This is a genomic window from Rhizorhapis suberifaciens (genome assembly GCF_014200045.1).
In the GTDB taxonomy this organism is placed as follows: domain Bacteria; phylum Pseudomonadota; class Alphaproteobacteria; order Sphingomonadales; family Sphingomonadaceae; genus Rhizorhapis; species Rhizorhapis suberifaciens.
The window spans coordinates 106,799-128,996 of record NZ_JACHOV010000004.1 but is presented as its reverse complement, the minus strand read 5'-3'; the positions used below and the strand labels follow the sequence as shown (position 1 = coordinate 128,996).

The 22,198-nt window shown below is 59.2% G+C and carries 21 protein-coding genes; 10 read left to right on the top strand and 11 right to left on the bottom strand.

All coding sequences use genetic code 11. From position 1 onward, the window contains the following. Nucleotides 1-58: 58 nt before the first annotated feature. The 5 genes from HNQ99_RS06470 to HNQ99_RS06450 are packed head-to-tail and all read right to left on the bottom strand — an operon-like array spanning nt 59 to nt 5,033. A complete protein-coding gene (locus HNQ99_RS06470) occupies nt 59-2,326 on the bottom strand; it encodes a TonB-dependent receptor (RefSeq protein WP_184474825.1) in 2,268 nt (755 codons plus the stop codon). Between the two features lie 54 nt (nt 2,327-2,380). Beyond that, a complete protein-coding gene (locus HNQ99_RS06465) occupies nt 2,381-2,644 on the bottom strand; it encodes a ribbon-helix-helix domain-containing protein (RefSeq protein WP_184474824.1) in 264 nt (87 codons plus the stop codon). Continuing rightward, nucleotides 2,641-3,180 carry a methylated-DNA--[protein]-cysteine S-methyltransferase gene (locus tag HNQ99_RS06460; protein WP_184474823.1) on the bottom strand — a complete coding sequence of 180 codons (540 nt, stop codon included), beginning with the start codon at nt 3,178-3,180 and terminating at the stop codon, nt 2,641-2,643. Before HNQ99_RS06460 ends, HNQ99_RS06465 begins: the two co-directional genes overlap by 4 nt. A 16-nt stretch (nt 3,181-3,196) precedes the next feature. Next, on the bottom strand, nt 3,197-4,513 hold the full coding sequence (locus tag HNQ99_RS06455) for an MFS transporter (protein ID WP_184474822.1): 1,317 nt from the start codon (nt 4,511-4,513) through the stop codon (nt 3,197-3,199). Between the two features lie 28 nt (nt 4,514-4,541). Beyond that, nucleotides 4,542-5,033 (bottom strand): MarR family winged helix-turn-helix transcriptional regulator, encoded by a 492-nt coding sequence (locus tag HNQ99_RS06450; protein ID WP_184474821.1) that lies wholly within the window; start codon nt 5,031-5,033, stop codon nt 4,542-4,544. Nucleotides 5,034-5,129: 96 nt separating this feature from the next. Between HNQ99_RS06450 and HNQ99_RS06445 the strand changes: the two genes are divergently transcribed. From HNQ99_RS06445 to HNQ99_RS06430, 4 genes are all read left to right on the top strand, one after another. Further along, complete coding sequence (locus HNQ99_RS06445; protein ID WP_184474966.1) at nt 5,130-6,566, top strand: aldehyde dehydrogenase; 1,437 nt, start codon at nt 5,130-5,132, stop codon at nt 6,564-6,566. Nucleotides 6,567-6,663: 97 nt separating this feature from the next. Next, complete coding sequence (locus HNQ99_RS06440; protein ID WP_184474820.1) at nt 6,664-7,506, top strand: p-hydroxycinnamoyl CoA hydratase/lyase; 843 nt, start codon at nt 6,664-6,666, stop codon at nt 7,504-7,506. A gap of 131 nt (nt 7,507-7,637) precedes the next feature. Then, the gene (locus HNQ99_RS06435) at nt 7,638-9,758 is read left to right on the top strand and encodes an acetate--CoA ligase family protein (protein WP_322790330.1); all 2,121 of its coding nucleotides are present in this window, start codon (nt 7,638-7,640) and stop codon (nt 9,756-9,758) included. Nucleotides 9,759-9,855: 97 nt separating this feature from the next. Continuing rightward, nucleotides 9,856-11,322, top strand: a complete 1,467-nt coding sequence (locus tag HNQ99_RS06430) for a carotenoid oxygenase family protein (protein WP_184474819.1) — start codon at nt 9,856-9,858, stop codon at nt 11,320-11,322. 5 nt (nt 11,323-11,327) lie between these two features. Here the strand turns inward: HNQ99_RS06430 and HNQ99_RS06425 are convergent, their stop codons facing one another. Further along, the gene (locus HNQ99_RS06425; protein ID WP_184474818.1) at nt 11,328-12,062 is read right to left on the bottom strand and encodes a glutaminyl-peptide cyclotransferase; all 735 of its coding nucleotides are present in this window, start codon (nt 12,060-12,062) and stop codon (nt 11,328-11,330) included. Between the two features lie 5 nt (nt 12,063-12,067). Then, nucleotides 12,068-12,814 (bottom strand): CAF17-like 4Fe-4S cluster assembly/insertion protein YgfZ, encoded by a 747-nt coding sequence (ygfZ, locus tag HNQ99_RS06420; protein ID WP_184474817.1) that lies wholly within the window; start codon nt 12,812-12,814, stop codon nt 12,068-12,070. A gap of 113 nt (nt 12,815-12,927) precedes the next feature. Here ygfZ and HNQ99_RS06415 point away from each other — a divergent pair, with 113 nt between their 5' ends. Then, nucleotides 12,928-14,259: a dihydroorotase gene (locus HNQ99_RS06415; protein ID WP_184474816.1), complete on the top strand. Its 1,332-nt coding sequence runs from the start codon at nt 12,928-12,930 to the stop codon at nt 14,257-14,259. Between the two features lie 106 nt (nt 14,260-14,365). Here the strand turns inward: HNQ99_RS06415 and HNQ99_RS06410 are convergent, their stop codons facing one another. Next, the gene (locus HNQ99_RS06410) at nt 14,366-15,661 is read right to left on the bottom strand and encodes a homoserine dehydrogenase (protein ID WP_184474815.1); all 1,296 of its coding nucleotides are present in this window, start codon (nt 15,659-15,661) and stop codon (nt 14,366-14,368) included. Nucleotides 15,662-15,723: 62 nt separating this feature from the next. Then, nucleotides 15,724-16,590 carry a hypothetical protein gene (locus HNQ99_RS06405; protein WP_246414667.1) on the bottom strand — a complete coding sequence of 289 codons (867 nt, stop codon included), beginning with the start codon at nt 16,588-16,590 and terminating at the stop codon, nt 15,724-15,726. A 249-nt stretch (nt 16,591-16,839) separates the two neighbouring features. On the opposite strand from HNQ99_RS06405, the gene HNQ99_RS06400 reads away from it, so the two are divergent. The 4 genes from HNQ99_RS06400 to HNQ99_RS06385 all read left to right on the top strand — a co-directional run bounded on the left by HNQ99_RS06400 (nt 16,840) and on the right by HNQ99_RS06385 (nt 19,394). After that, nucleotides 16,840-17,490, top strand: coding sequence for an energy transducer TonB (locus HNQ99_RS06400; RefSeq protein WP_184474814.1), 651 nt, complete (start codon nt 16,840-16,842; stop codon nt 17,488-17,490). Between the two features lie 76 nt (nt 17,491-17,566). After that, nucleotides 17,567-18,337 carry a MotA/TolQ/ExbB proton channel family protein gene (locus HNQ99_RS06395; protein ID WP_184474813.1) on the top strand — a complete coding sequence of 257 codons (771 nt, stop codon included), beginning with the start codon at nt 17,567-17,569 and terminating at the stop codon, nt 18,335-18,337. A 123-nt stretch (nt 18,338-18,460) separates the two neighbouring features. Then, a complete protein-coding gene (locus HNQ99_RS06390) occupies nt 18,461-18,949 on the top strand; it encodes an ExbD/TolR family protein (protein WP_184474812.1) in 489 nt (162 codons plus the stop codon). Between the two features lie 19 nt (nt 18,950-18,968). After that, on the top strand, nt 18,969-19,394 hold the full coding sequence (locus tag HNQ99_RS06385; RefSeq protein ID WP_184474811.1) for an ExbD/TolR family protein: 426 nt from the start codon (nt 18,969-18,971) through the stop codon (nt 19,392-19,394). Between the two features lie 267 nt (nt 19,395-19,661). On the opposite strand, the gene HNQ99_RS06380 is transcribed toward HNQ99_RS06385, so the two are convergent. Continuing rightward, nucleotides 19,662-20,567, bottom strand: a complete 906-nt coding sequence (locus HNQ99_RS06380; RefSeq protein ID WP_184474810.1) for a prephenate/arogenate dehydrogenase family protein — start codon at nt 20,565-20,567, stop codon at nt 19,662-19,664. Further along, on the bottom strand, nt 20,567-21,667 hold the full coding sequence (gene hisC / locus HNQ99_RS06375; protein ID WP_184474809.1) for a histidinol-phosphate transaminase: 1,101 nt from the start codon (nt 21,665-21,667) through the stop codon (nt 20,567-20,569). The genes HNQ99_RS06380 and hisC overlap by 1 nt, the downstream gene beginning before the upstream one ends. 180 nt (nt 21,668-21,847) lie before the next feature. On the opposite strand from hisC, the gene HNQ99_RS06370 reads away from it, so the two are divergent. Beyond that, entirely contained in the window at nt 21,848-22,174 is a 327-nt protein-coding gene (locus HNQ99_RS06370; RefSeq protein ID WP_184474808.1) for a PilZ domain-containing protein, read from the top strand. Nucleotides 22,175-22,198: the final 24 nt, after the last annotated feature.

Genomic DNA, 22,198 nt, shown 5'->3' with positions numbered 1-22,198 from the left:
AGGTGAGGGACGGGGGGCAATCGCCACCCGTCCTTTTGCCTTCTGCCGGGCCGCACTGTCAGAAGGCAATGCCCAAGGTCGCTACAAAGGCGCGGCCCGCCGCCGGAACGACCCGGCTGCTATTGACCTGCGCATAGTAAAGCTCGTCGGTCAGGTTATAGCCGTTCACCGCCACGCGGTAGTTGCCGAAGCTGTAGCCGACGAGCGCGTCGAACGTTGTATAGGACGGCGCAACCTGCGAATTGTCCACGTTCAGATAGACCTTCGATTGATGATTCATCCCGCCGCCGATCTCCAGACCCTTCAGCGCTCCATCAAGCGGCTTGTAGCTTGCCCAGACCGACAAAGCATGTTCAGGGACGTAGCGTACCTGATTTCCAACGACGCTGGTGTCGATTGCGCCGTCGGCGACCGCGCCCCGGATTTCCGCATCAATATAGGAATAGTTCACATTGAGCAGGAAGTTGGGTGTCACCAAGCCGCTTACGCCCAGTTCAAAGCCGCGCAGCCGCTGCTTGGGCTCTGAGGAGGCGACAAGGTTGTTAGTCGCCGGATCCACCTCCACCGAATTCCGGCGATTGAGCTGATAGACGGCTGTCTGGATGAGTAGACGCTTATGGAAGAGATTCAACTTCGCGCCCAAATCAAACGTTTCCGTCCGCTCCGGTTTAAGCAGGGACGAGGTGGCTGACAGCGTATCGCCATTGGCCACTGCGTTGCCCGGAGGGTTCAGCGCACGGCTGTAGGTTGCGTAGAAGCTCAACTCATCGGAAGGCTCCCAGATTGCCGAAACCTTGGGGCTCCAGAGATTGTGTGTGGCTTCGCCATTGAGGACGCAAGCCGTAGTAGGTCCATCCACCCCGTTGCACTCCTCCAGTGCGTCGCCGGTATTGGTCAAGAAGTCGATCTGTTCCTGTTTCACCTTGTAATGCTGGTAGCGAATTCCGGCGTTGATGGAGAATTTTGGCGTCAGCCACAGCCGTTCATCGATGAAGAAAGCGATGTCGGTAGAACGGGTGTCACGCGTCAGATAGGTGACCGATGGATAAGCGGGCAACGGCGAACGAACTGGATTGAACAGGTCCTGTAGATAGGGACCAGGTCGCGCATCGTCCGATCGGTCATTGGTCTGGTAAGAAATGTCCCAGCCCGCCACCAACTCGTTCCGCATCCCGCCAAGTGGCTTTGTCACGGTCAAGGCCGTCACATTCTGGATGCCCTTTGTGGTCTGCTCATAGGCGCCGCGAGGGGTCGTGCGGGCGACCGGGACGGTTGCATCATCACCGTCCAGAAGGTCATCGCCGCAATTCTCGTCGAAACGGCAGCCCGGAACCGTCTGGCGGAAGTGCCGCTTGTAAACGCCCAATTTGGTGTCGCTGGTGAGGCTTAGCCAATCATTCGCCTGATGGGCGAATTTGCCGGTCACAGTGTTCACCACCACTTCATCCCGGTCGCCAAGGAAGCCATAGAAGGTGGAGCGGGGCACGCCGAATTCAGTCACCGGCCGCTCGACATCGTCCTCATCGGCCGTCCCGGCAAGCGGCACGCCATAATCCACCAGCTTTTTCTCATCCTGATGCAAGTAAATCAGCGTGAAGCTTGTGTTGGTCCCAAGACCGAAGCCGATCGATGGCGCAAAGCCCCAACGGCGGGAATAGACCTCGTCCCGGTCGACCGCGTTGTTGTCATGCGCCATGAAATTGAGGCGGAGACCGATCGTGTCGGTCAGTCTTTTGTTCGCATCCACAGTGACGCGTCCATAGTCGCCGGTGCCATAGCCGCCGGTGGCGCTGAAGAAATCCGTCGTGTGGGGCTGTTTGGAAGTAGTGTTGATTGCACCGCCAGCGACGCCGCGGCCAAGTGCGGTGGAGGAAGAGCCTTTCAGCACCTCGACCGATTCATAATTGAAGGCGTCACGGGTAAAGACGCCAAAATCACGCAGACCGTCAGTGAAAATGTCGTTTTTGGCGGACTGGCCGCGAATGTTGAACTGATCGCCATTGAGGGCGCCGCCCTCACCGACCTGGGTGGTTACGCCCGCCACATTGCGCAGCGCCTGTTCAAGCGAGGTGATTTGCCGGTCGCGCAGCGTTTCGGACGAAATAACATTAATCATTTGGGGCACATCGATGATGGGGCCGCGGATTGTCGGCAACTCCATCGCATGCCGCTCGCCATTGACTTCGATGCCCTTGCCAGCCTGGGCGGCGACTTCTGCGTCCGCTGCTGCAGCGTCAGCGGCAAATGCGGGGCCTGCCATCAGCATGGCTGCGGCGATGGAGGTGGAAGCGGCAATGCCGTGGGATGAACGCGAATTGATTGACATGAGAAGTCCCCCTTTCCTTTGTTGCGGGGGCCTTATTGCGAGTCAATCTCAGTGTCAACTATTTTGAGAATGAGTATCAATAAACATGTTGGTGCGCTGCTGAAAAAGCCACAATCGGATGGCGCTTGCAAGATTGGGCGGTTGTTCCACGCCGATGCGCTCCAGATCGATCTGAGCGATCAGGGCATTGACAGGCAGGCTCTTTCGGGCTGCTTCCTCGCGTAAGGCTTCCCAGAACAATGGTTCCAGGCTGAGCGAGGTCTGATGTCCGGCGATGGTAACGCTATGTTTTACCGGCCCTGCGAGATATTCAGTCAAGGCATCGTGGCCTGTCGCGCCGCGCCTGGCCTCAGCGTTGCTCCTTCATGTTCCAGCAGCCAAGCCTTGCGGCTTATTCCCCCGCCATAACCCGTCAGCTTGCCATTCGAACCGATGACCCGGTGACAGGGAACCACGATGCCGACCGGATTGGCGCCATTTGCAAGGCCAACGGCGCGTACCGCGGCGGGCCTGCCAATATGGGCGGCGAGCGCTGAATAGCTCATAGTGCTGCCCGCCGGTATATCAAGCAGGGCCCTCCAGACCTGACGTTGAAAGGACGATCCGTTAGTCTCCCACTTGATCCGCGACAAATCCTGATATTCGCCCTGGAAATAGGCGTCGAGCGCGTCGCGAATTGCGGTTGGAGCGGGAACGGATAGTGTCTGGTCGGTGCCATAGTGCCGACGCAACAACCGCCGCATGCGATCTTCATGATCCTCAAAATCCAGCGCGCGCAATCGTCGGTCTTCATCGGTCACCAGCAATATGGTGCCGATGGGACTATCATACCGGTCCAGGAAAAGTGTGGGCATTACCGTAAACCTTTCATTAGCCTCCTTCGATTGCGCTCTTTCGTTCGCGCAGGAAGCATAGCGCAATCCCCGCGAAAAAGGCACCCAGTCCCATAAACATCGCTACCCATTGCAGTCCATATCCGGCGTTGAACAGGAACCCACCAATCATGGGCGCCAGCGCCGCCCCACCCCGGCCGACGCCAATGGCAAAGCCTGTTCCCGTGGCGCGAACATGGGTGGGAAAAGCCTGCGCAAAAATGGCGTACAGCCCCACCACGCCTGCATTGGTGAAAAACCCGGTTGCCCCGGCGACCAAAGCCAACTGAGCCAAGGTGGACTGTCCCATTCCGAACACCGACACCATGGCCGTGGAACATAGCAGGACGCCGATGGTCAGCCATTTAAGCGGCATATAGCGCGCGAGGATTCCCAGCATCGCTCCGCCGCTCGCGCCGCCGACATTGGCCCATACCAGGACGCCGGCAGCAGAAGCCGGCTCAAAGCCCATGTCCACTACGAGCTTGGGGATCCACTTAATTATGAAATAAAAGGTAGTGATGTGCAGGAAATAAGCCAGCGTCACGATAATGGTCGTCCCAATCAGGCCTGGCCTAAAAATATCGCGGACCGATCGTTCCTGCTGTTCTGCGGACGCAAAAGCGGGAAGGGCGCTGACAGTTGCATGGCCCAGGCTCTTTAGGGTGCGGTTGATCTTCTGCAGGGCGTGTTCCGGCTGCTTGCGGGTCAGGAAGGGAATTGTCTCTGGCAGGCGCCACCAGACCAGCGGGATGAAAGTCGTGGTCACAATTCCACCGAAAATGAACACCGCGCGCCAATCATTTGCAGTGAGCAGCATCGCCGAGACCGATCCGCCGATGACGGCTCCAAGCGGATAGCCTATCGCCATCAGGGCAATGCAAAGATTGCGGCTGCGGGCGTTCGAATGTTCGGCCGCGGCCGCGGCGATGGCGGTCAGCATCCCGCCGATCCCCAGGCCTGTGAAGACGCGCCAGGCCGACAATGCGGCGATACTTGACACGGTCGTGGTCATGAACATGCCCGTCGCCATTGCGGTTAGGCATCCAAGAATGGTTGTTCTGCGCCCGATCTTGTCAGCCACGCCACCCAGCAGCAGCGATCCTACGGCCATGCCTATCAGTTCCATGGACAGAACCACGCCCAAGGCGGCTCTATCGATGCCCCATTCAGCCGCAATTCCCGGCGAAGCAAAGCTGATGGCCAGAACATCGAAGCCGTCGAGCGCGTTCAATCCAATCGTGATTGCTATCGCCACGACCTGGAACTGCGTCATTTTGGATTCGGCTATGATTGCCCGCGGATCAGCGGTCATCGGCATCCCCTTTTTATATAATTTGTATTTATTGGGCCTCTGCCCGTGTAATTTTGGCAAGCAGATCGATCAGTGTCTGGCGCTCCTTTGCAGTGAACGAGGCAAGCAGACGCTTCTCATGCGCCATGATCATTGCCGTCGCCTCTTTGAGCTTGGTTTCACCGGCAGGGGTGATGTACAGATCCAACACGCGCTTATCCTCCGCGGACGCTTCCCGTCTCAGCAAACCGTCATCGATAAGGCCGGAGAGCAGAGGCACCATGTTGGCCCGCTGAATGTTGAGGCTGCGCCCTAATTGGGTCTGGCTGATACCGGGATTGGCGTCGACCACCGACAAAATCGACACCAGTACGGAGCGCAGACCGCTTCCTTCCTGAACGGTACTGGCAAAGTCGGCCGACACAACGTTCGAGGCCCTGCGCAGCCAATATCCCACCAGACCGTCCAGAAATCGCGTGTTCGTAACCCCGTCGCGGGGCTCTTCGGCGGAAACTGCTTCGATGCCGCTTGGCGACGCCATTGAAAATCTCCTTGATTGTTATGCGACACAACATTATTGAGTGGGCTAGGTCAACACAAAAAGCAGGAGCGGGCCATGGAAGCAACATCTGTGCTGATGTCAATCGCCGGGAATTCGACCGCCGCTGATGCTGGGCGGACCTTTTTGCGCATCAATCCGCTTACTGGCGAAGCTGCCACCGTCGCCCCCGCTGCCGGTCTCAAGGACGTTGAGCGAGCGGCGGAAGCTGCTGCTGCCGCTTTTCCGGCCTGGTCCGCCACCGGTCCCAATGCGCGCCGCGCGCTGCTCATGAAGGCTGCTGCCGCGCTGGAGGCGCGCGCCGACGACTTCGTCGATGCCATGATGTCCGAAATCGGGGCCACCAAAGGCTGGGCGCTATTCAATCTGGGCCTTGCCGCCGGGATGGTGCGGGAAGCAGCCGCCATGACAACACAGATCGGCGGTGAGGTCATTCCCTCGGACAAGCCCGGCTGCCTTGCCATGGCGATCCGCGAGCCGGTTGGCGTAATCCTGGGCATTGCTCCATGGAACGCCCCCATCATCCTTGGTGTCCGCGCTGTCGCGATGCCTCTCGCTTGCGGCAATACCGTCATAATGAAGGCATCGGAAAGCTGCCCGCGCACCCACGCCGTCATTATTGAGGCCTTTGCTTCGGCTGGGTTCCCTTCCGGCGTCGTCAACTCCATCACCAATGCGCCCGAAGATGCAGGTGAAATAGTGGGCGCGCTCATCGATCATCCAGCAGTCAAGCGGATCAACTTCACGGGTTCGACCGCAGTTGGCAAGATTATTGCCAAGCGCGCAGCCGAGCATCTGAAGCCTTGCCTGCTGGAATTGGGCGGCAAGGCTCCGCTGATCGTGCTGGAAGACGCTGATCTGGATGAGGCGGTAAAGGCTGCGGCGTTTGGCGCTTTCATGAATCAGGGCCAGATCTGCATGTCGACCGAACGCATCATTGTGGTCGACGCGATCGCCGACACCTTCGCCCAGAAGTTCGCCGCAAAGGCAAGCAGCCTCACCGTCGGCGATCCGCGTCAAGGCAATACGCCGCTTGGAGCCGTGGTCGACCAAAAGACAGTCGATCATGTGAACAGCCTTCTGGACGATGCACTAGCGAAAGGCGCGAAGGCCCTTTCCGGCGGCAAGGCAGACAATGTGCTTATGCCCGCAACCGTCGTGGACGGCGTCACCAGCGGAATGAAGCTTTATCGTGACGAGAGTTTCGGGCCGATCGTAGCGATGATCCGCGCCAAAGATGAGGCCGACGCCATTCGCCTTGCCAATGACAGCGAATACGGCCTGTCCGCGGCCGTCTTCACCAGGGACACAGCGCGCGGCCTGCGCGTCGCGCGGCAGATCAAATCCGGCATTTGCCATGTGAACGGCCCCACGGTGCATGATGAGGCGCAGATGCCTTTCGGCGGCGTCGGTGCATCAGGATATGGCCGCTTCGGCGGCAAGGCGGGGATCGATAGCTTCACGGAACTGCGCTGGATTACGATGGAGACCGAACCAGGGCATTTCCCGATTTAATTCAATGACCCACGCCCGTTCGTGTCGAGCAATCGAAACACGTTCGCGCAGCATTAATGTCCCTCGACTTCACTCGGGACGAACGGAGAAAGAAGTTATGACTACAGAACGTGCAGAAAAGGACACCGTCGCTTATACCGTCGAGAATGGCATTGCCTGGGTGAAGTTCAATCGCCCGGAAAAGCGCAATTGTATGAGCCCCAAACTCAACCGCCGGATGCTGGAGGTGCTGGATGAGCTGGAATTTCGCGACGATGTCGGCGTTCTTGTTCTCACCGGTGAAGGCGCCGCATGGTCTGCAGGCATGGACCTCAAGGAATATTTCCGAGAGACCGAGGCCCAGGGCCTGCCGGGCGTCCGCAAGTCGCAGCGAGAGGCTTATAGCTGGTGGGAACGGCTGCGCTGGTATCAGAAGACCACCATCGCCATGATCAATGGCTGGTGCTTCGGCGGCGGCTATGGTCCGCTCTTCGCCTGCGACCTCGCTTTTTGTTCGGACGATGCGCAGTTCGGCCTTTCCGAAATCAACTGGGGCATTTTGCCGGGCGGCGGCGCGACCAAGGTGGCTGTGGAGCTTATGTCGTTCCGCGACGCCATGTACCATTCGCTGATGGGCGAGAATCTGTCCGGCCAGGAAGCTGCGGCCGCGCGTCTCGTCAACGAATCGCTTCCCGCCGACAGACTGGAAGCCCGCGTACGTGAAGTCGCACAGACGCTGCTCGGGAAGAATTGGGCGACGCTGAAGGCCGCCAAGGATTGCGTCCGCCGTGTTTCCGAAATGACCTATGACAATGCCGAAGATTATCTGATCCGTGCTCAGGAAGCGCTGAACTTCATGGACAAGTCGGACGGCCGCCATGAGGCAATGAAGCAGTTCCTGGATCACAAGACCTTCAAGCCCGGCCTTGGCCATTATGACAAGAGCAAGGCTGAGGCCTGAAATCCATGCCGTCATTCCGCGAAAGCGGGAACCCATTCCTCCGCAGGAACGATGTACCAGGAGACGAAGATGGGTCCTGCCTTTGCGGCGGTGACGAGCAGCTGAAATAATCAACTTCCACGAGGAATCCCGTGACAGTCCAGACCGCTCCGATCCCGTCCACTGCCATCGATCGACTGCTGGCCCCCAAATCGGTCGTGATCGTCGGCGCCTCCGACAAGCCCGGGGCGCTTGGCGCTTCGGTGCTCGGTAATTTGGAACGGCTCGGCTATCAGGGCGACATCCATTTGATCAACCCAAAGCGCGATGAGATCAATGGCCGTCCCTGTCTTCAGTCGATCGACGATCTGCCTGAAGGCGTGGACGCGGCTATCCTCGCCATTCCCCGCGCCGGTGTTGTTGAAGCCGTCAAGGCGCTGGCCGGGCGAAAGGTGGGCGCAGCAGTGATCTTCTCCGCAGGCTTTGCCGAAGGCGGTGAAGAGGGGCTGGCCGAGCAGCGCGAAATCGCCCGTATCGCGCAGGAAAGCGGCATGGTGATCGAAGGACCCAACTGCCTGGGCATGATTAACTACGTTGACGGGGTGCCGCTGACCTTTGTGGAAATGCCGACGGCGCGGCTGGAAGGGCGAAAGGGCATCGGCGTTGTCTCGCAAAGCGGTGCGATGGCGGCAGTGCTGAGCGTCAGCCTGCTGAGCCGCGACCTTGGCATTTCCTACTTCGTCTCCACCGGCAATGAAGCCGCGAGCGGTGTCGAGGACTATGTCGATTATCTGATCGACGACCCGCATACGCAAGTTATCGCCATGATCGTCGAGCAGTTCCGCAAGCCCCAGCGCTTCCTCTCTGCCGCCCGGCGTGCGCGGGAGGCAGGCAAGCCCATCGTCCTGCTGCATCCTGGCAAATCCAGCGCTGCACGCGAATCCGCCGCCACCCATACAGGCGCTATGGCTGGTGACTATAAGGTCATGCGCACCAAGGTGGAACGCGCGGGCGTGCTCGTTGTCGAAAATCTCGAAGAACTGGGCGATGTCGCCGACATCGCGGCACGCTGCGTCACTATGCCGACCGGCGGAACCGCAGTGCTTGGCGAATCCGGTGCCTTCAAGGCGCTGACCCTCGATCTCGCCGAGGATATCGGCCTGCTGCTCCCCGAACTGCATGACGACAGCAGCCCCGCCCTTCGCGCGGCCATGCCGGACTTCATTCCAGTCAGCAATCCGCTTGATTTGACGGCGCAGGCGCTGGTCGATCCGGGACTGTACGAGCGGACGCTTTCCGCGCTGCTTCCCGATGAACGCTTTGGCTGCGTCGTGCTCGCCATCATCCAGACCGATCCCGCGACCGCCTCACGCAAATTCCCGCCGGTGATCGAAGCGATTAAAAAGCTTAATCCGAGCAAGCCCGTAATTTTTACTGGCGTCGATGAAGGCGCGGAAGTGCCGGCCGAGTATATTTCGGGGCTACGCGCCCTCGGCGTCTCCTATTTTCCTTCACCAGATCGGGCGCTGCGAGCGATTGCCCATCTCTCGCAATTTGCGGCACGGGACCTTTATGCGTCGGGCGCAACGCCGTTGAAAGCCGAAGGGCTGCCGCTGCACGGCGTTGTGCCGGAGTATCGCGCCAAGCAAATCCTTGCGCCATTGGGTGTGCCCTTCCCCAACGGCCGCTTCGCCACCAGTCTGGATGAAGCAAAAACCGCTGCCGCCGACATCGGCTATCCCGTCGTCATCAAGGCACAGTCTGCGGAGCTGTCGCACAAGAGCGATGCCGGAGGCGTCATCCTGAACATCAGCGACGTTGAGGCGCTGGCGGCGGCATGGGCGCAACTTTTCGTCAATGTCGGTGTCTATAACCCCAGCCTTAAACTTGACGGCGTGCTCATCGAGGGGATGGGCAAGCGCGGAACAGAACTCATTATCGGCGCCCGCAATGATCCTGAATGGGGCCCGGTGATCCTTGCCGGTTTCGGCGGCGTTCAGGCCGAAATCCTGCAGGACGTCCGGCTTTTGGCCACGGACCTTGGCCGCAAAGAAATTATTGCAGAACTCAGCCTTTTGAAGAGCAGTCCGCTCTTGAGGGGTTTTCGTGGTTCGCCCGCGTTGGACGTCGGCGCGGTCGCCGATATCATTTTACGCCTCGGGCAACTGCTCCTGGGCGAACCATCAATCCGTGAAGTCGATCTTAACCCGGTGATCGTCTATCCGGAAGGCGAGGGCGCAGTCGCGCTGGACGCCCTGATGCTGGTGGGATGACCATAACGTCTGTTATTGATTCTGCGCATTGCCATTTCCAACTTGTTGATGATATCAAATGTTATCAATAAACGAATAAGACATTGGAAGTGGCTCAATGAAAATATTTCCGCAGACTCCGGATTTCATGGGGTTGAATGAGCCTTTGGGCGTAGAAGTGCACCTCGAGAATCTGGAAGTGGAAGGCACGATTCCCTCAGAAATCGAGGGTGCATTCTTCCGTGCCGTTCCCGATCCCGAGTTCGCCCCGCTTTATCCTGACGACACTGCGCTGTCCGGCGACGGCATGATCAGCCGCATTCGGTTTCAGGGCGGCAAGGTGGATTATGACATCCGCTATGTGAAGACGGCGCGTTATTTGGCGGAGAAGGAGGCGGGCAAGGCTCTCTTTGGCCGCTATCGCAATCCTTATACTGACCGAGCCGAGGTACAGGGCGTCGATCGCACCGTCGCCAACACCACGCCGATCTGGCACGCGGGCCGCCTGTTCATGACGAAGGAGGATGGTCGGGCTTATGAAGTCAATCCCAACAACCTCGAAACGCTGGGAAGCTGGGATTATCACGGCGCGTTGAAGTCAGAGACGATGACGGCCCACGTCCGCATCGATCCAGAGACCGGCGAGATGTTCTTCTTCGGCTATGAGGCGGGCGGCCTGTGTTCCACCGACGTCGCCTATTGCATAGCCGACCGCGACGGCACTCTCGTTTCTGAGCAATGGTTCAAGGCGCCTTATTGCTCGATGATGCACGACTTTGCCATCACTGAAAGTTTCGCGATCTTTCCTGTTTTTCCGACCACAGCCAGCCTCGACCGGGTGAAGGAGGGCGGCGCCCACTGGATCCACGAGCCGGAACTGGAAAGCTGGGTCGGGATCATGCCCCGGTACGGCAAGGTAGAGGAAATGCGCTGGTTCAAGGGACCAAAAGGCGTTTCGGTCTACCACATCATGAACGCCTTTGAAGAAGGCGGGAAAGTGCACATGGATATGCACCTTTCCGACACCAATGCCTTTGCCTTCATCCGCGTCGCGTCCGGCATTGACCGACAGCCATGGGAAATTCAGGGCGGTTTTGTCCGCTGGACCTTCGACATGGAAAGCGGCGACAACGCTATTGGGCAGGAAATGAAGGGGCCTCCGGGTGACATGCCGCGCATTCCCGATGCAAAGCAGGGGAGGCCTTATGGATATGGCTGGTATGGCAGTGTGAATCCACAGGGCGGGCCACCGCTTCTGGGCGGGCCGGCTGGTGTCTGCTTCAACATGCTCTTCCGCATTGAACCCGACACCGGCCGCTTGGAGGCGCTCGGTTTGCCGCCGGGGCACGCCATTCATGAACCGGTCCACGTTCCAGCCGCCGATCCCGCGCATGAAGGATGGTTGATCGCGATTGTCGATCACCAGACCGGCGATACCCAATTTGAGCACGCCGCCTGGATTCTCGAAGCCGGTAATATCGGCGCGGGGCCGGTGGCGAAGGTTAGGATTCCCACTCGGCTACGCGCCCAAGTTCATGGTTGGTGGGTGTCTTCGGCTCAGCTTGCCCAGGCGAAGGCCCGGTAGTCCGTTCACTCCACCTTGATCTCATAGAGACGGGGCCAGTTCTTTCCAGTGACGAACACGCGATCGTCTTTGGCATCATAGGCAATGCCGTTCAGGACTGCATCGGGATCGTCGATTCCTTGAGCTTCTACAAGCCCCCTCAAGTCGATCCAGCCCCGGACCTCTCCGGTTGCGGGGTCGATGCGAGCAATCCTGGGCGTCATCCAGACATTGGCCCAGATTTCCCCCTTCACATATTCCAGCTCGTTCAGGCGGCTGACGGGGCGGCCCTGATCAGAGACTCTGACACGGCTGAGTTCCCGGAATGTCGCAGGATCAATCACCCTTAATTCCGGTGTGCCATCGCTCATGATGATATGGCTGCCGTCCTGAGTCAGGCCCCAGCCTTCGCCCTGGTAGCGAAAGGATGCTTTTGGTTTGAAATTTCGCAGGTCCCAGCGGAACCCAATGCCATGCAGCCAGGTGATGTTGAGGATTTCGCCTTTCCAAAGCACTATCCCCTCGCCGAAATATTGCGGGGGGAGGGGCACGCGGCGAATGACCTTACCATCCTCCAGCCTCACCTCTCTTATGTCTGACCGACCCTCGCCGCCGGTGCTCTCATAAAGCGTCCCGGAGAGGTAGAAGAGTCCTTGGGTAAAAGCCCCGCTATCGTGAGGATAGGAGGCGACCACGCGATAACCCTGCGCGTAAGCGGGGGCGGTGATTAGCAGGACAAGGAATAGGGTGAAGAACCGCAACTATCTCAACCTTCTGCAGGCACGACGGCAACGGCGCGAGCGAGCCAGTCTGGAAGTGCAAGTCCCGCAAGGTCCTCCACTCGCCGGTGCTCGATCGAAAGGCCAAGGTCGGGAAGAGCAAGCCTTTGCCGCTTCACGTCTGCCTGATCCATCGGCACGACGACCAGCCGGCGATTGACCTTCGATCGGTAATGCATCCGGGCGGTATTCTCCTGCCCGACATAGCAGCCCTTGCGGAAGTCGACGCCGTTCAGTTCGCCCGCATTCGCCTCCAGCCATAAGGTCTGGTCCGATCCGAGTTCGGCCACTCCTTCAGTGACGCCAAGCGACAGCCGATGCTTCCGCCAAGCCGCCGCATGGTTCGGTCCTGCATTATCGCGTTCGGAAAGCCACCTGTGGCCCAATTCCAGCAGCCGAGGATCGGCCGGTTTGCCGGTGGCAGCCGGAGACCAATGGACCGCCAGCGTCGGATGACTCTCTATGCTTATTATTCGCCGCAATCGGTAGAGCGACAGCCGCCGGACCAAGGCATCCGCCTGATCCGCTTCACAGTCGATCAGAACGTCCTCGCCCTTCGCCCATAGCAGGAAGTCGAACAAGGCCTTGCCCTGCGCGGTCAGCAGCCCGCTCCAGCGCGGCTCCCCCTCCTTTAGTGTAAGGACATCCTGGGTGAGAAGGCCCTGCAGGAAAGGGCGAACCTCATCGCCTGAAAGGCGGATGATGGCGCGGTCGATTAGGGTGGTTTCGGACATGGCCTTTAGGTAGGAGAGATTCTAAACTTATCCAAGTCGTTCGTGCCGAGCCGACGCGAGGCACGTGGCGCAACCCAGCGTGCTTAGGCGAACCAACGGAGCCTTTTTGAGAAATGACCCAGACCTTCGATCTCATCCTCAAAAATGGCACGGTCCACACGCCGGGCGGCCCTGCGCAGATCAGCATCGGCGTCCGCGACGGAAAGATCTCTACGCTGGGGACCTCTCTGGACGACGCGGGCGACGTGATCGATTGCACCGGCCTCGACATTCTTCCTGGTGTTATCGATAGTCAGGTGCATTTCCGAGAGCCGGGCCTGGAGCATAAGGAGGATCTGGAATCGGGTAGCCGCGCCGCCGTTCTGGGCGGCGTGACTGCGGTTTTCGAAATGCCAAACACTAATCCTAACACTGACAGCGCGGAACGGCTGGCGGAAAAGGTGAAGCGCGGACACCACCGCATGTGGTGCGACCATGCCTTCTATGTCGGCGCGACGGCCGCCAATGCCGCTGAACTTGTCGCGCTTGAACGTCTGCCTGGGGCGGCGGGGGTGAAGATCTTCATGGGTGCGTCCACCGGCAGCCTGCTGGTGGCGGAAGATGAAGCACTGAGCGCTGTCCTGGCTTCCGGCAAGCGCCGCGTCGCCATTCATGCCGAGGACGAAGCCCGGATGAACGCGCGCAAGGATTTTCGGGTGGAAGGGGACGCCTCCTCCCATCCCATCTGGCGCGACGACGAAAGCGCCATGTTGGCGACGCAGCGCATATTGCGGTTGGCGCGTGCAGCCGGACGGCGCATTCATATTCTCCACATCACCACGCCTGCCGAACTGGAATTGATCGCACGGCACAAGGATATCGCCACTTGCGAGGTGACGCCGCAGCATCTGACGCTTGCAGCGGACGAAGCCTATCCGCGCCTTGGCAGTTTGGCTCAGATGAATCCGCCGATCCGATCCGGCGCGCACCGGGATGGTCTTTGGCAGTGGTTGAATCAAGGCGTGCCGGACGTCATCGGCTCCGATCACGCGCCACATACATTGGAGGAAAAGGCAAAGGCCTATCCGGCATCGCCCAGCGGCATGCCAGGCGTTCAGACGCTGTTACCGCTGTTGCTCGACCATGTTGCTGCCGGACGAACCACTTTGCAGCGCGTCATCGAACTCACCAGCGCGGGCCCGCAGCGGGTTTTCGGTCTTGTCGGCAAGGGGCGCATTGCCGCCGGCTATGATGCCGATTTCACGGTCGTCGACCTCAAGCGCCACTGGACGATCACCGAGGATTGGTTGGCATCGCGTTGCGGTTGGTCACCCTTTACGGGGATGGAACTTACAGGCAAGCCCGTCGGCACTTTCGTCCGCGGGCACAGGGTCATGTGGGAGGATCAGCTCGCCAGCCAGGCCGTAGGCGAAACGGTCCGCTTCGAAAGCGTGGAATTCGGCTGAAGCGCTATTCTTTCCGCTATTCCTGAAATATCCCCCCGTTAACGGCGGGGACGTGATAAAACCTCGCGTCACCGTTACTGAATCCGCTAACCGCCGATATCGCGGCTCAATCCAATATGTGCATGACCATTGGCTGGTCGAGGAGGCTGTCAGATCCGCTCAGCCGTTCCAGCGTATCATTGACGCAGGCCAGTTCACCGGTGTGGGTGACGATGGCCACCAGCACGCCGCCATTGCTGGTCTCGCCTCGTTGGATCATGCTTTCGATTGAAACACCGGCGTCGCGCGTGGCGGCGGCGATTTCCGCCAACACTCCGGGGCGATCTTTAACCTTGAACCGCAAATAAACGCGCCCAGTCCGTTTGCCCGCGTCCGCCTTTGGCAGACGATCGAGCGATTCCACTGGCATGGCAAATGCCGGACCATATTCGCCGCGCGCCACATCGATCAGGTCCGCCACCACGGCGGAGGCGGTTGGTCCATCGCCTGCGCCTGCGCCCTGAAAAAATAGTCGGCCGACGAAATTCCCTTCCGCGACGACTGCATTTAAAGAACCGTCGACATGGGCCAGCGGGTGATTTGCTGGCACCAGCATGGGGTGGACCTGCTGAAACAATCCATCGGGTCCCGTTTCTGCCATACCCACCAGGCGAATGCGAAAGCCCAAGGCGGCCGCTTCGGCGATATCGGCGGCAATGACATGGCGAATGCCGGTGACATTGACCTTGTCGAAATCCAGCGCCGTACCGAAAGCGAGACTCGCCAGAATGGACAGTTTATGCGCGGCATCAATGCCGTCTATATCGAACGTGGGATCAGCTTCCGCATAGCCAAGATCCTGCGCGTCCTTCAACACGTCGGAAAAGGCATGCCCCTCCCTTTCCATAGTAGTGAGGATGTAATTGCAGGTGCCGTTCAGTATGCCATAGACGCGGCTGATCTCATTCGCCGCCGCCCCCTCGCGAAGGCCTTTGATGACCGGAATGCCGCCCGCAACCGCCGCTTCATATTTTAGTGCGACCCCTGCTTTTTCAGCGCCTTCAGCCAAGTCGAGGCCGTGGTGCGCGATCATGGCCTTATTGGCCGTCACGAACGGCTTGCCGGCGGCCAGGCATTGGCGGGCAAGCGTCAGTGCTGGACCATCGGCGCCGCCGATCAGCTCCACCACCGCGTCTATGTCTTCGCGGACGGCAAGGCTGCTCATGTCGTCGACCCATTCATAGGGGGAAAGGTCGACGCCCCTGTCCTTGGTCTTGTCGCGGGCTGAAATGGCGGTGATCCTGATCGGCCGTCCGGCGCGCCGGGCGATCAGCGCTCGATTGGTCTCCAGCAGGCGAATGACGCCGCCCCCGACTGTGCCAAGGCCCACGATCGCAATTCGCAACCCATTTTCACCAGACATTCTGATCCCCGCTCACAAAGCAATGATCGCGCTGATAGCGGCGCGGGGGCAGAAATCCAAGGCTATGATTGTGTCGAAGCTGAACTGGGCGAACTGGCCTTACGCGTGCGCCCGCACGGACCCAAGCCAGCGATCACTACCTTATAATCCGCCCTGGCCATTTCCGCGTCGGAGGAACTGAGATTGGATAGCGCCGGTTCAGGCAACTCGCGGGGCAAGGAGCAGGCTAGACGATACCACAACAGGCTTTGGGGTGCGGGAATGCTGGCCGATTCATCCACAATCTCCCCCAAGGCGACGGCCCATCGGGGATCCTGACCAGGACGCCGGAGAATCGATAGGGATACAGGATCGCCGGTGGCTGTCTTCAAAAAGATCTGCGTCTCTCCCTCACCGGGAATCGACCCCGCTGAATAAAAGGCGCTGCCCACTCCGGTGATTCGCGGAGGGGCATCGGGCCTGACCGCCTGGGCCAAAATGGCGCGCAACATGGTCTCACTTTCGGGCGACCAGTCGATCTGTGCATCGGGTGCGACCAACTGAATAGACCCCGAACCGCCGCTGACAGGGCGAGCGAACAAGAGTACATGACGCTTCTTCAACTTGGCCGTGCGCCCTCTGAAATCGAGCGGTAAATCAACAACATAATTAATGTCTCGACCGATTCCGTCGCGGCCCCTGATCAGCTTTATGACCCTTGCTTCGACAAAAAAGCGCTGATGGCCCTGGGCGAGCCCAGGCGCCCGTTCCGGTTTTACCTTTATGGCCTTGCGAACCTGCGCTTCGATGGCCAGCGGCGTGTCCGCTGCAAGGTCGGCGACGTCAGCATAGGACAACTGGGCGGAAGGTGCTGAATCCCGCGCATTTGCTGGGATTGTGGCAACAATCAGACCAAAAAATGCCAGGGCGATGAAGGTTTTTTGAATCATGGTTACTCTTGATGCTTGCATGCGCGGGTAAACTGGCACAGAACTCCCCTAGCCGCTAGCCTTCGGCCGTGAAAACGCGCGCTTCGATAAAGCGTTTGCGTACCAGGCCGGGGCGCGATACAGGAATGCAAAATAACAGAACAAGAATTCTGGCGCATTGGAGAAAGATGGATGTGGGCGCCCCTGCTCCACCTTCTAATATGTGTCTCACCTTTTTTTGGAAGCTGAGTTAAGGAGTGTCGTTTCTGAATGGCTTATGCTGACCACTCGATGAGTTCGAGCCGTTTTATCTCGATTATCATCGTTGCCCTTATCCACGCTGTCCTCGGTTACGCATTCGTTACTGGCCTGGGCATGAAATACGTCAAAAAGGCGGCCGAACAGCTCAACGTGATCGACGTGGAGGAGGAGCCGCCGCCACCCGAGGAGCCACCGCCACCCCCGCCGCCTGATCAACCGATCGAGCCGCCGCCTGTGGTTGCGCCGCCGCCGATCGTTCAGACGCCTTCGCCGCCGCCACCGGTAACGACGGTACGGACTCCGCCGCCGGTGTTCACCCCGGCGCCTGTTGCCGCGCCGCCGCCACCCCCGCCGCCCAAACAGGCTGCAAAGGCTGCTTCGCCGCGCGGGAATCCTGGCAGTTGGGTAACGCCGGACGATTATCCCTCTCGCGCGCTTCGTGAGGAACGTGCAGGGACAACCGGTTTCCGCCTGGCGATCGACGCAAGCGGAAGGGCGACTGACTGCCAGATAACGTCGTCGAGCGGTCATGGTGATCTGGATGCCGAAGCTTGCAAGATGCTGTTGCGTCGCGCGCGCTTCAAACCGGCCGAAGACACCGAAGGCAATCCTATGCCGAGCAGCTACGCCAGCCGCGTCGTGTGGCAGATACCACGTTGATTTGCAGGGCGACCCGGCGGAATTCCCGGCGGGCCGCCCTTTTAGCCCATAAGTTAGTTAGAGGAAGTTACTGAAAATGTTCATCCAGTTTGCAGCTGCAGCCGCCGCACCGGCCGCTGAGAATCCCTACGGTCTGATGGAAGCCCTTGAACAGGGCGGCGTCATTGCCTGGACCGTGTTCCTCATCCTTTGCGGCATGTCCGTCGCATCTTTCTACATTCTGTTCACAAAGCTCATCGAGCAGCAGAAGATCATCAACCAGTCGAAGAAGGTCCGCCAGACCTTCTGGCGGAATGCCAGCCTGAAGGAAGGCGCCGCCAAGCTGGAAAAGAACAGCGCTTACAAGCAGCTGGTCGATGACGGCATTGCCGCTCAGGAACAGTACACCAAGCTGACCGATCCCGTTGAAGCGCATGACTGGCTGCACGGCTCGCTCGCTCGTTCCGAAGCCGCGATTAATGCGAAGCTCGGCACCGGTCTTGCGTTCCTTGCTACCGTGGGCGCGACCGCGCCGTTCATCGGTCTGTTCGGTACCGTTATCGGCATCTACCGCGCTCTTATCAAGATTGGTGCTGCCGGTCAGGCGTCGATCGACGCTGTTGCGGGACCGGTTGGTGAAGCTCTCATCATGACCGCCTTGGGTCTGGCCGTGGCTGTTCCTGCCGTGCTTGCCTACAACTGGCTGCAGCGCCGGAACAAGTCGATCTCCGAGAACCTCAATGCCTTTTCGGTCGACGTGCTTGGCTACATGGTTTCCAATGGCCAGGTTAAGCCGACCAACACCGCTGCAATCGCCGCCGCCAAGCCGGCCGCAGCCGCTCCTGCCGCGACTGCCAAGAAGGCCTGATGTCCAGGACGGCCTGGCCCGTGGTCAGGCCGTTTCCGGCCAGCTGCTCAACCCTGCCCTAGGACGGCATGTCCGCAAGGCTGAGCCCAGGCATAGAATGTTGGAATGTTAGGAATTTGATCAATGGCAATGAGCGTTGGATCCGAAGGCGGCGATGAAACCCCGATGTCCGACATCAACACGACGCCTCTTGTGGACGTCATGCTGGTGTTGCTCATCATCTTCCTCATCGCGGTCCCGGTCGTTATCCAGACGGTCGATCTTCGACTGCCCAAAGTGGCTTTCGAACCGACAACGACGAAGCCCGAAAATGTTTCGCTTTCCATTACGACCGAGCCCGGCGGCGCCTGCGCGGTATATTGGAATATGACCCGCGTCGATTCATCGGAACTGCTCGACCGTGCGGTGGCAAAGCTGACCGCGGATATTGAAAAGGCCGGGGGCGTCGAAAATATGACGCCCGAAGATATGCCCGAAGTGCACATCCGCGGCGACATCAACACGCCTTACCGCTGCATTGGCGGGACCGTCTACACCATGCAGCGCGCCGGTTTCGCCAAGGTCGGGTTCATTTCTGAGCCTGAGCCTGGTCAGAACCGCATGCGGCTCTAAGATTTCAGGAGTATAGATCATGGCCATGAGTGGCGGCCGCGAAGACGGCGAACCGATGATGGAAATGAACACGACGCCGTTGATCGACGTCATGCTCGTTCTTCTCATCATGTTCATCATCACCATCCCGATCCAAACCCACGCGGTGAAGATCGACCTTCCGCAAGAGTCGGTGAATCCTCCGCAGAATGTCGTCGACCCAGTAAAGAACAAGTTGGCAATCGATGCTGCTGGCGTCATCACCTGGAACGGCGCTCCGGTGGATCTGGTAACGGTGCGTCAATATCTCGACCAGACCGTCAAAATGGTGCCGGAGCCAGAACTCCAGTTCCAGCCTGACGCTCAGACCCGTTATGTGATCGTCGACCAGGTGCTTGCAGAGATCAAGCGCAGCGGCGTCACCAAGCTGGGCTTCGTTGGTAATGAACAATATGGCGCTTTCTGATCTCGCATAGAGGCAGTTAGAGCTGAGGCATCAAAGGCGGGACCCCGGTCCCGCCTTTTTTGTCCAGGTGAAATTTATCTCGTGATAAGCTAATGACGGTGGGTCGCAGCCACGCCTCCACCGCCGCATTCATGCGTGCACCCCGTTCAGCGTAGAAAGTTGGACCGGAACCGTCATAACGGTCGTGACATCCCCAACGGTTGCGGTTCTGCAAAAAAGCGTTTCATTAACCTGCAATGTCTTCACGCATTGCAATGGGTTCACAAACTAATGCGTCCGCCCGAAATCCGGCGCGGCATCATCCTGACCTTCCTCAATGATCGAACGGCGGATTGCCCGCGTGCGGGTGAACAGGTTGAACAGCGCGTCGCCGTCGTTCCAGCGAATGGCCCGCTGCAACGCTGACAGATCCTCGGAAAAGCGCTGCAGCATTTCCAGCACCGCCTCCTTGTTAGTCAGAAACACATCACGCCACATGGTAGGATCGCTCGCCGCTATGCGTGTGAAGTCCCGAAAGCCGCCTGCCGAATATTTGATAACTTCGGACCGGGTGACATCCTCCAGATCGCTCGCCGTTCCGACAATGGTATAGGCGATAAGGTGCGGCAAGTGGCTCGTGACCGCGAGCACCAGATCATGATGCTCGGCATCCATTGTCTCGACATTGGCTCCCAGGCGTCGCCACAATTCGGCCACCCGCGCGACGGAGGCGGCCTCTGCGTCCGAAGGGGGCGTGATGATGCACCACCGTCCCTTGAACAGGCTGGCAAAACCCGCCTCCGGGCCACTATTCTCCGTTCCGGCCACCGGATGGGCAGGGATGATGATGCGGCCAGGAAGGGCCTTTTCCAAAGCGGACAGGATATTTGCTTTGCACGAGCCCACATCGCTGACGATGGCATCAGCAGGCAAGTCGGCGGCAATTTCCTGGGCGACCGTACCCATCGCCCCTACCGGCACGCACAGGATCAGGAGATCAGCATCGATTACCGCGGCGCCAGGCGTATCAGTCACATCATCGCACAGCTTGATCCGTTCGGCCGTTGCTCGCACCTCGGCGCTCGCGTCATAGCCGGTGACCCGCACTGTCGGCATCTGGGTCTTTATAGCCCGCGCCAGCGACGAGCCGATGAGGCCCAGTCCGATGATGGCGACGCGAGAAAAAGGCAGCATCAGCCCCGACCTTCCGCCATTTGGCGAAGCAAACGCGCAATATCGCGGGTCTGTGCTTCCGTGCCGATCGTAATCCGCAAAGCATTGGGCAATCCCTGGCCGGGCAGCCAGCGCGTGGCATAGCCCGCCTGCATCAGGCCCTTATAAGCAGCCTCCGCGTTGAGTGAACCTTCGAACAGGATCAGGAGGAAATTGGCTCGGCTCGGCACGACTTTCAGTCCGTAATTGCCTAGTCCTTCCACTTCGGACGCCAGCCATTGGCGCCATTGACGATTGTGAGCCCTGCTCGCTTCGATCCATTGTTTGTCATCGATGGCCGCCGCTGCAGCGGCCTGCCCGGCCGTCGTGACGTTGAATGGAGCGCGTATCCGATGCAGTGCGTCGATCACCTCGCTTGATGCATAACCCCAGCCGATGCGCTCAGCAGCAAGGCCGTATATTTTGGAGAAGGTGCGTGTGACGAAGACATTGGCCGCCGTCTTAGCCAATTCCAGACCCAGATCGTCATCTTCAGGCTCCAGATATTCGGCATAGGCCTGATCGATCACCAGCAGCACTTCGGGCGGCAGGCCCCTATGCAGTCGCGCGATTTCCTGCCTGTTCGAAAAGGTGCCGGTAGGATTATTCGGATTGGCGAGATAAACGACCCGCGTCTTTTCGGTAACACAAGCCAGCAGGGCGTCGACGTCGGTCGCATAGTCCTTGTCCGGAGCTTCGATGGGCGTCGCCCCCACGCGCCGCGCCGCGATATCGTAAACCGAGAACCCGTACCGAACGTAGAGCACCTCATCGCCGGGGCCTGCATAGGCGCTGGATGCCAAATGCAATAGTTCGTCGGACCCGGTGCCATAAATTATGCGCGCGGAATCCAAGCCATATTCGGCCGCAATGGCCCCCCGTAACAAAGTCGCGCCTGGGTCCGGGTAGGCGGCAAGATCAGCGGTCGCCGCCATGAACGCCGCTCGGACCTTGGGACTTGTGCCTAGCGGGTTTTCATTGGCGGACAACTTCACGACCTTACGCCCATCGTCGCTGGTGGCTTTTCCCGGCACATAAGGTGAAATGCCGAGTATCCAATCTTTGGGGTGCGGTTTTGTCATGCACGCGCTTTAAGATTGAAAGCCGCTCAGGACAAGGCGGGAGGGACAGAATGGCTGCCCGCAAGCCAACAATGTAAAATCGGACGATAAAAGCAGGGTACGCAAAGTAAGTGCGGCTACTTTACTGAGTTTTAAGGGATATTTGCGACCTGTAACTAAGCAAATATAGGGATAGCCCGCATGTCGCAATCGTCACATTGTCAGGATAGGGGCGTACGCTGGGCGGAGCGCCGAAAAGTCTTTATCGACGCAACCGTTCGCGGACATCGCCAGGTTCGATTCGACGTGGACGTTATCGACCTTTCAATATCCGGCTTCCGCTTTGAAACCGCGTTTTCCATGCATGTAGGCACAAGGCTTTGGCTGAACGTTCCCGGATTTCAGGGGCTGGAGGCGGTCATCAAATGGCATGAGGGCTTCACCTATGGATGTGCCTTTGCTCTTCCCCTTCATCCCGCGGTCTGCGATCATCTGATACGGCAATTTCCAGGGGAATGTCCCCCTTGACCGGCGCCAGGGTCGCTAGACGGC

Excerpts from the sequence above, each read along its gene's own strand:
- ygfZ (WP_184474817.1), bottom strand. The coding sequence starts at position 12,814 with ATGTCCGAAACCACCCTAATCGACCGCGCCATCATCCGCCTTTCAGGC.
- HNQ99_RS06460 (WP_184474823.1), bottom strand. The coding sequence starts at position 3,180 with ATGCCCACACTTTTCCTGGACCGGTATGATAGTCCCATCGGCACCATA.
- HNQ99_RS06370 (WP_184474808.1), top strand. The coding sequence starts at position 21,848 with ATGTCGCAATCGTCACATTGTCAGGATAGGGGCGTACGCTGGGCGGAG.
- HNQ99_RS06390 (WP_184474812.1), top strand. The coding sequence starts at position 18,461 with ATGGCAATGAGCGTTGGATCCGAAGGCGGCGATGAAACCCCGATGTCC.
- HNQ99_RS06380 (WP_184474810.1), bottom strand. The coding sequence starts at position 20,567 with ATGCTGCCTTTTTCTCGCGTCGCCATCATCGGACTGGGCCTCATCGGC.
- HNQ99_RS06395 (WP_184474813.1), top strand. The coding sequence starts at position 17,567 with ATGTTCATCCAGTTTGCAGCTGCAGCCGCCGCACCGGCCGCTGAGAAT.
- HNQ99_RS06470 (WP_184474825.1), bottom strand. The coding sequence starts at position 2,326 with ATGTCAATCAATTCGCGTTCATCCCACGGCATTGCCGCTTCCACCTCC.
- hisC (WP_184474809.1), bottom strand. The coding sequence starts at position 21,667 with ATGACAAAACCGCACCCCAAAGATTGGATACTCGGCATTTCACCTTAT.
- HNQ99_RS06450 (WP_184474821.1), bottom strand. The coding sequence starts at position 5,033 with ATGGCGTCGCCAAGCGGCATCGAAGCAGTTTCCGCCGAAGAGCCCCGC.
- HNQ99_RS06440 (WP_184474820.1), top strand. The coding sequence starts at position 6,664 with ATGACTACAGAACGTGCAGAAAAGGACACCGTCGCTTATACCGTCGAG.
- HNQ99_RS06430 (WP_184474819.1), top strand. The coding sequence starts at position 9,856 with ATGAAAATATTTCCGCAGACTCCGGATTTCATGGGGTTGAATGAGCCT.
- HNQ99_RS06385 (WP_184474811.1), top strand. The coding sequence starts at position 18,969 with ATGGCCATGAGTGGCGGCCGCGAAGACGGCGAACCGATGATGGAAATG.
- HNQ99_RS06410 (WP_184474815.1), bottom strand. The coding sequence starts at position 15,661 with ATGTCTGGTGAAAATGGGTTGCGAATTGCGATCGTGGGCCTTGGCACA.
- HNQ99_RS06415 (WP_184474816.1), top strand. The coding sequence starts at position 12,928 with ATGACCCAGACCTTCGATCTCATCCTCAAAAATGGCACGGTCCACACG.
- HNQ99_RS06400 (WP_184474814.1), top strand. The coding sequence starts at position 16,840 with ATGGCTTATGCTGACCACTCGATGAGTTCGAGCCGTTTTATCTCGATT.
- HNQ99_RS06405 (WP_246414667.1), bottom strand. The coding sequence starts at position 16,590 with ATGATTCAAAAAACCTTCATCGCCCTGGCATTTTTTGGTCTGATTGTT.
- HNQ99_RS06445 (WP_184474966.1), top strand. The coding sequence starts at position 5,130 with ATGTCAATCGCCGGGAATTCGACCGCCGCTGATGCTGGGCGGACCTTT.
- HNQ99_RS06455 (WP_184474822.1), bottom strand. The coding sequence starts at position 4,513 with ATGACCGCTGATCCGCGGGCAATCATAGCCGAATCCAAAATGACGCAG.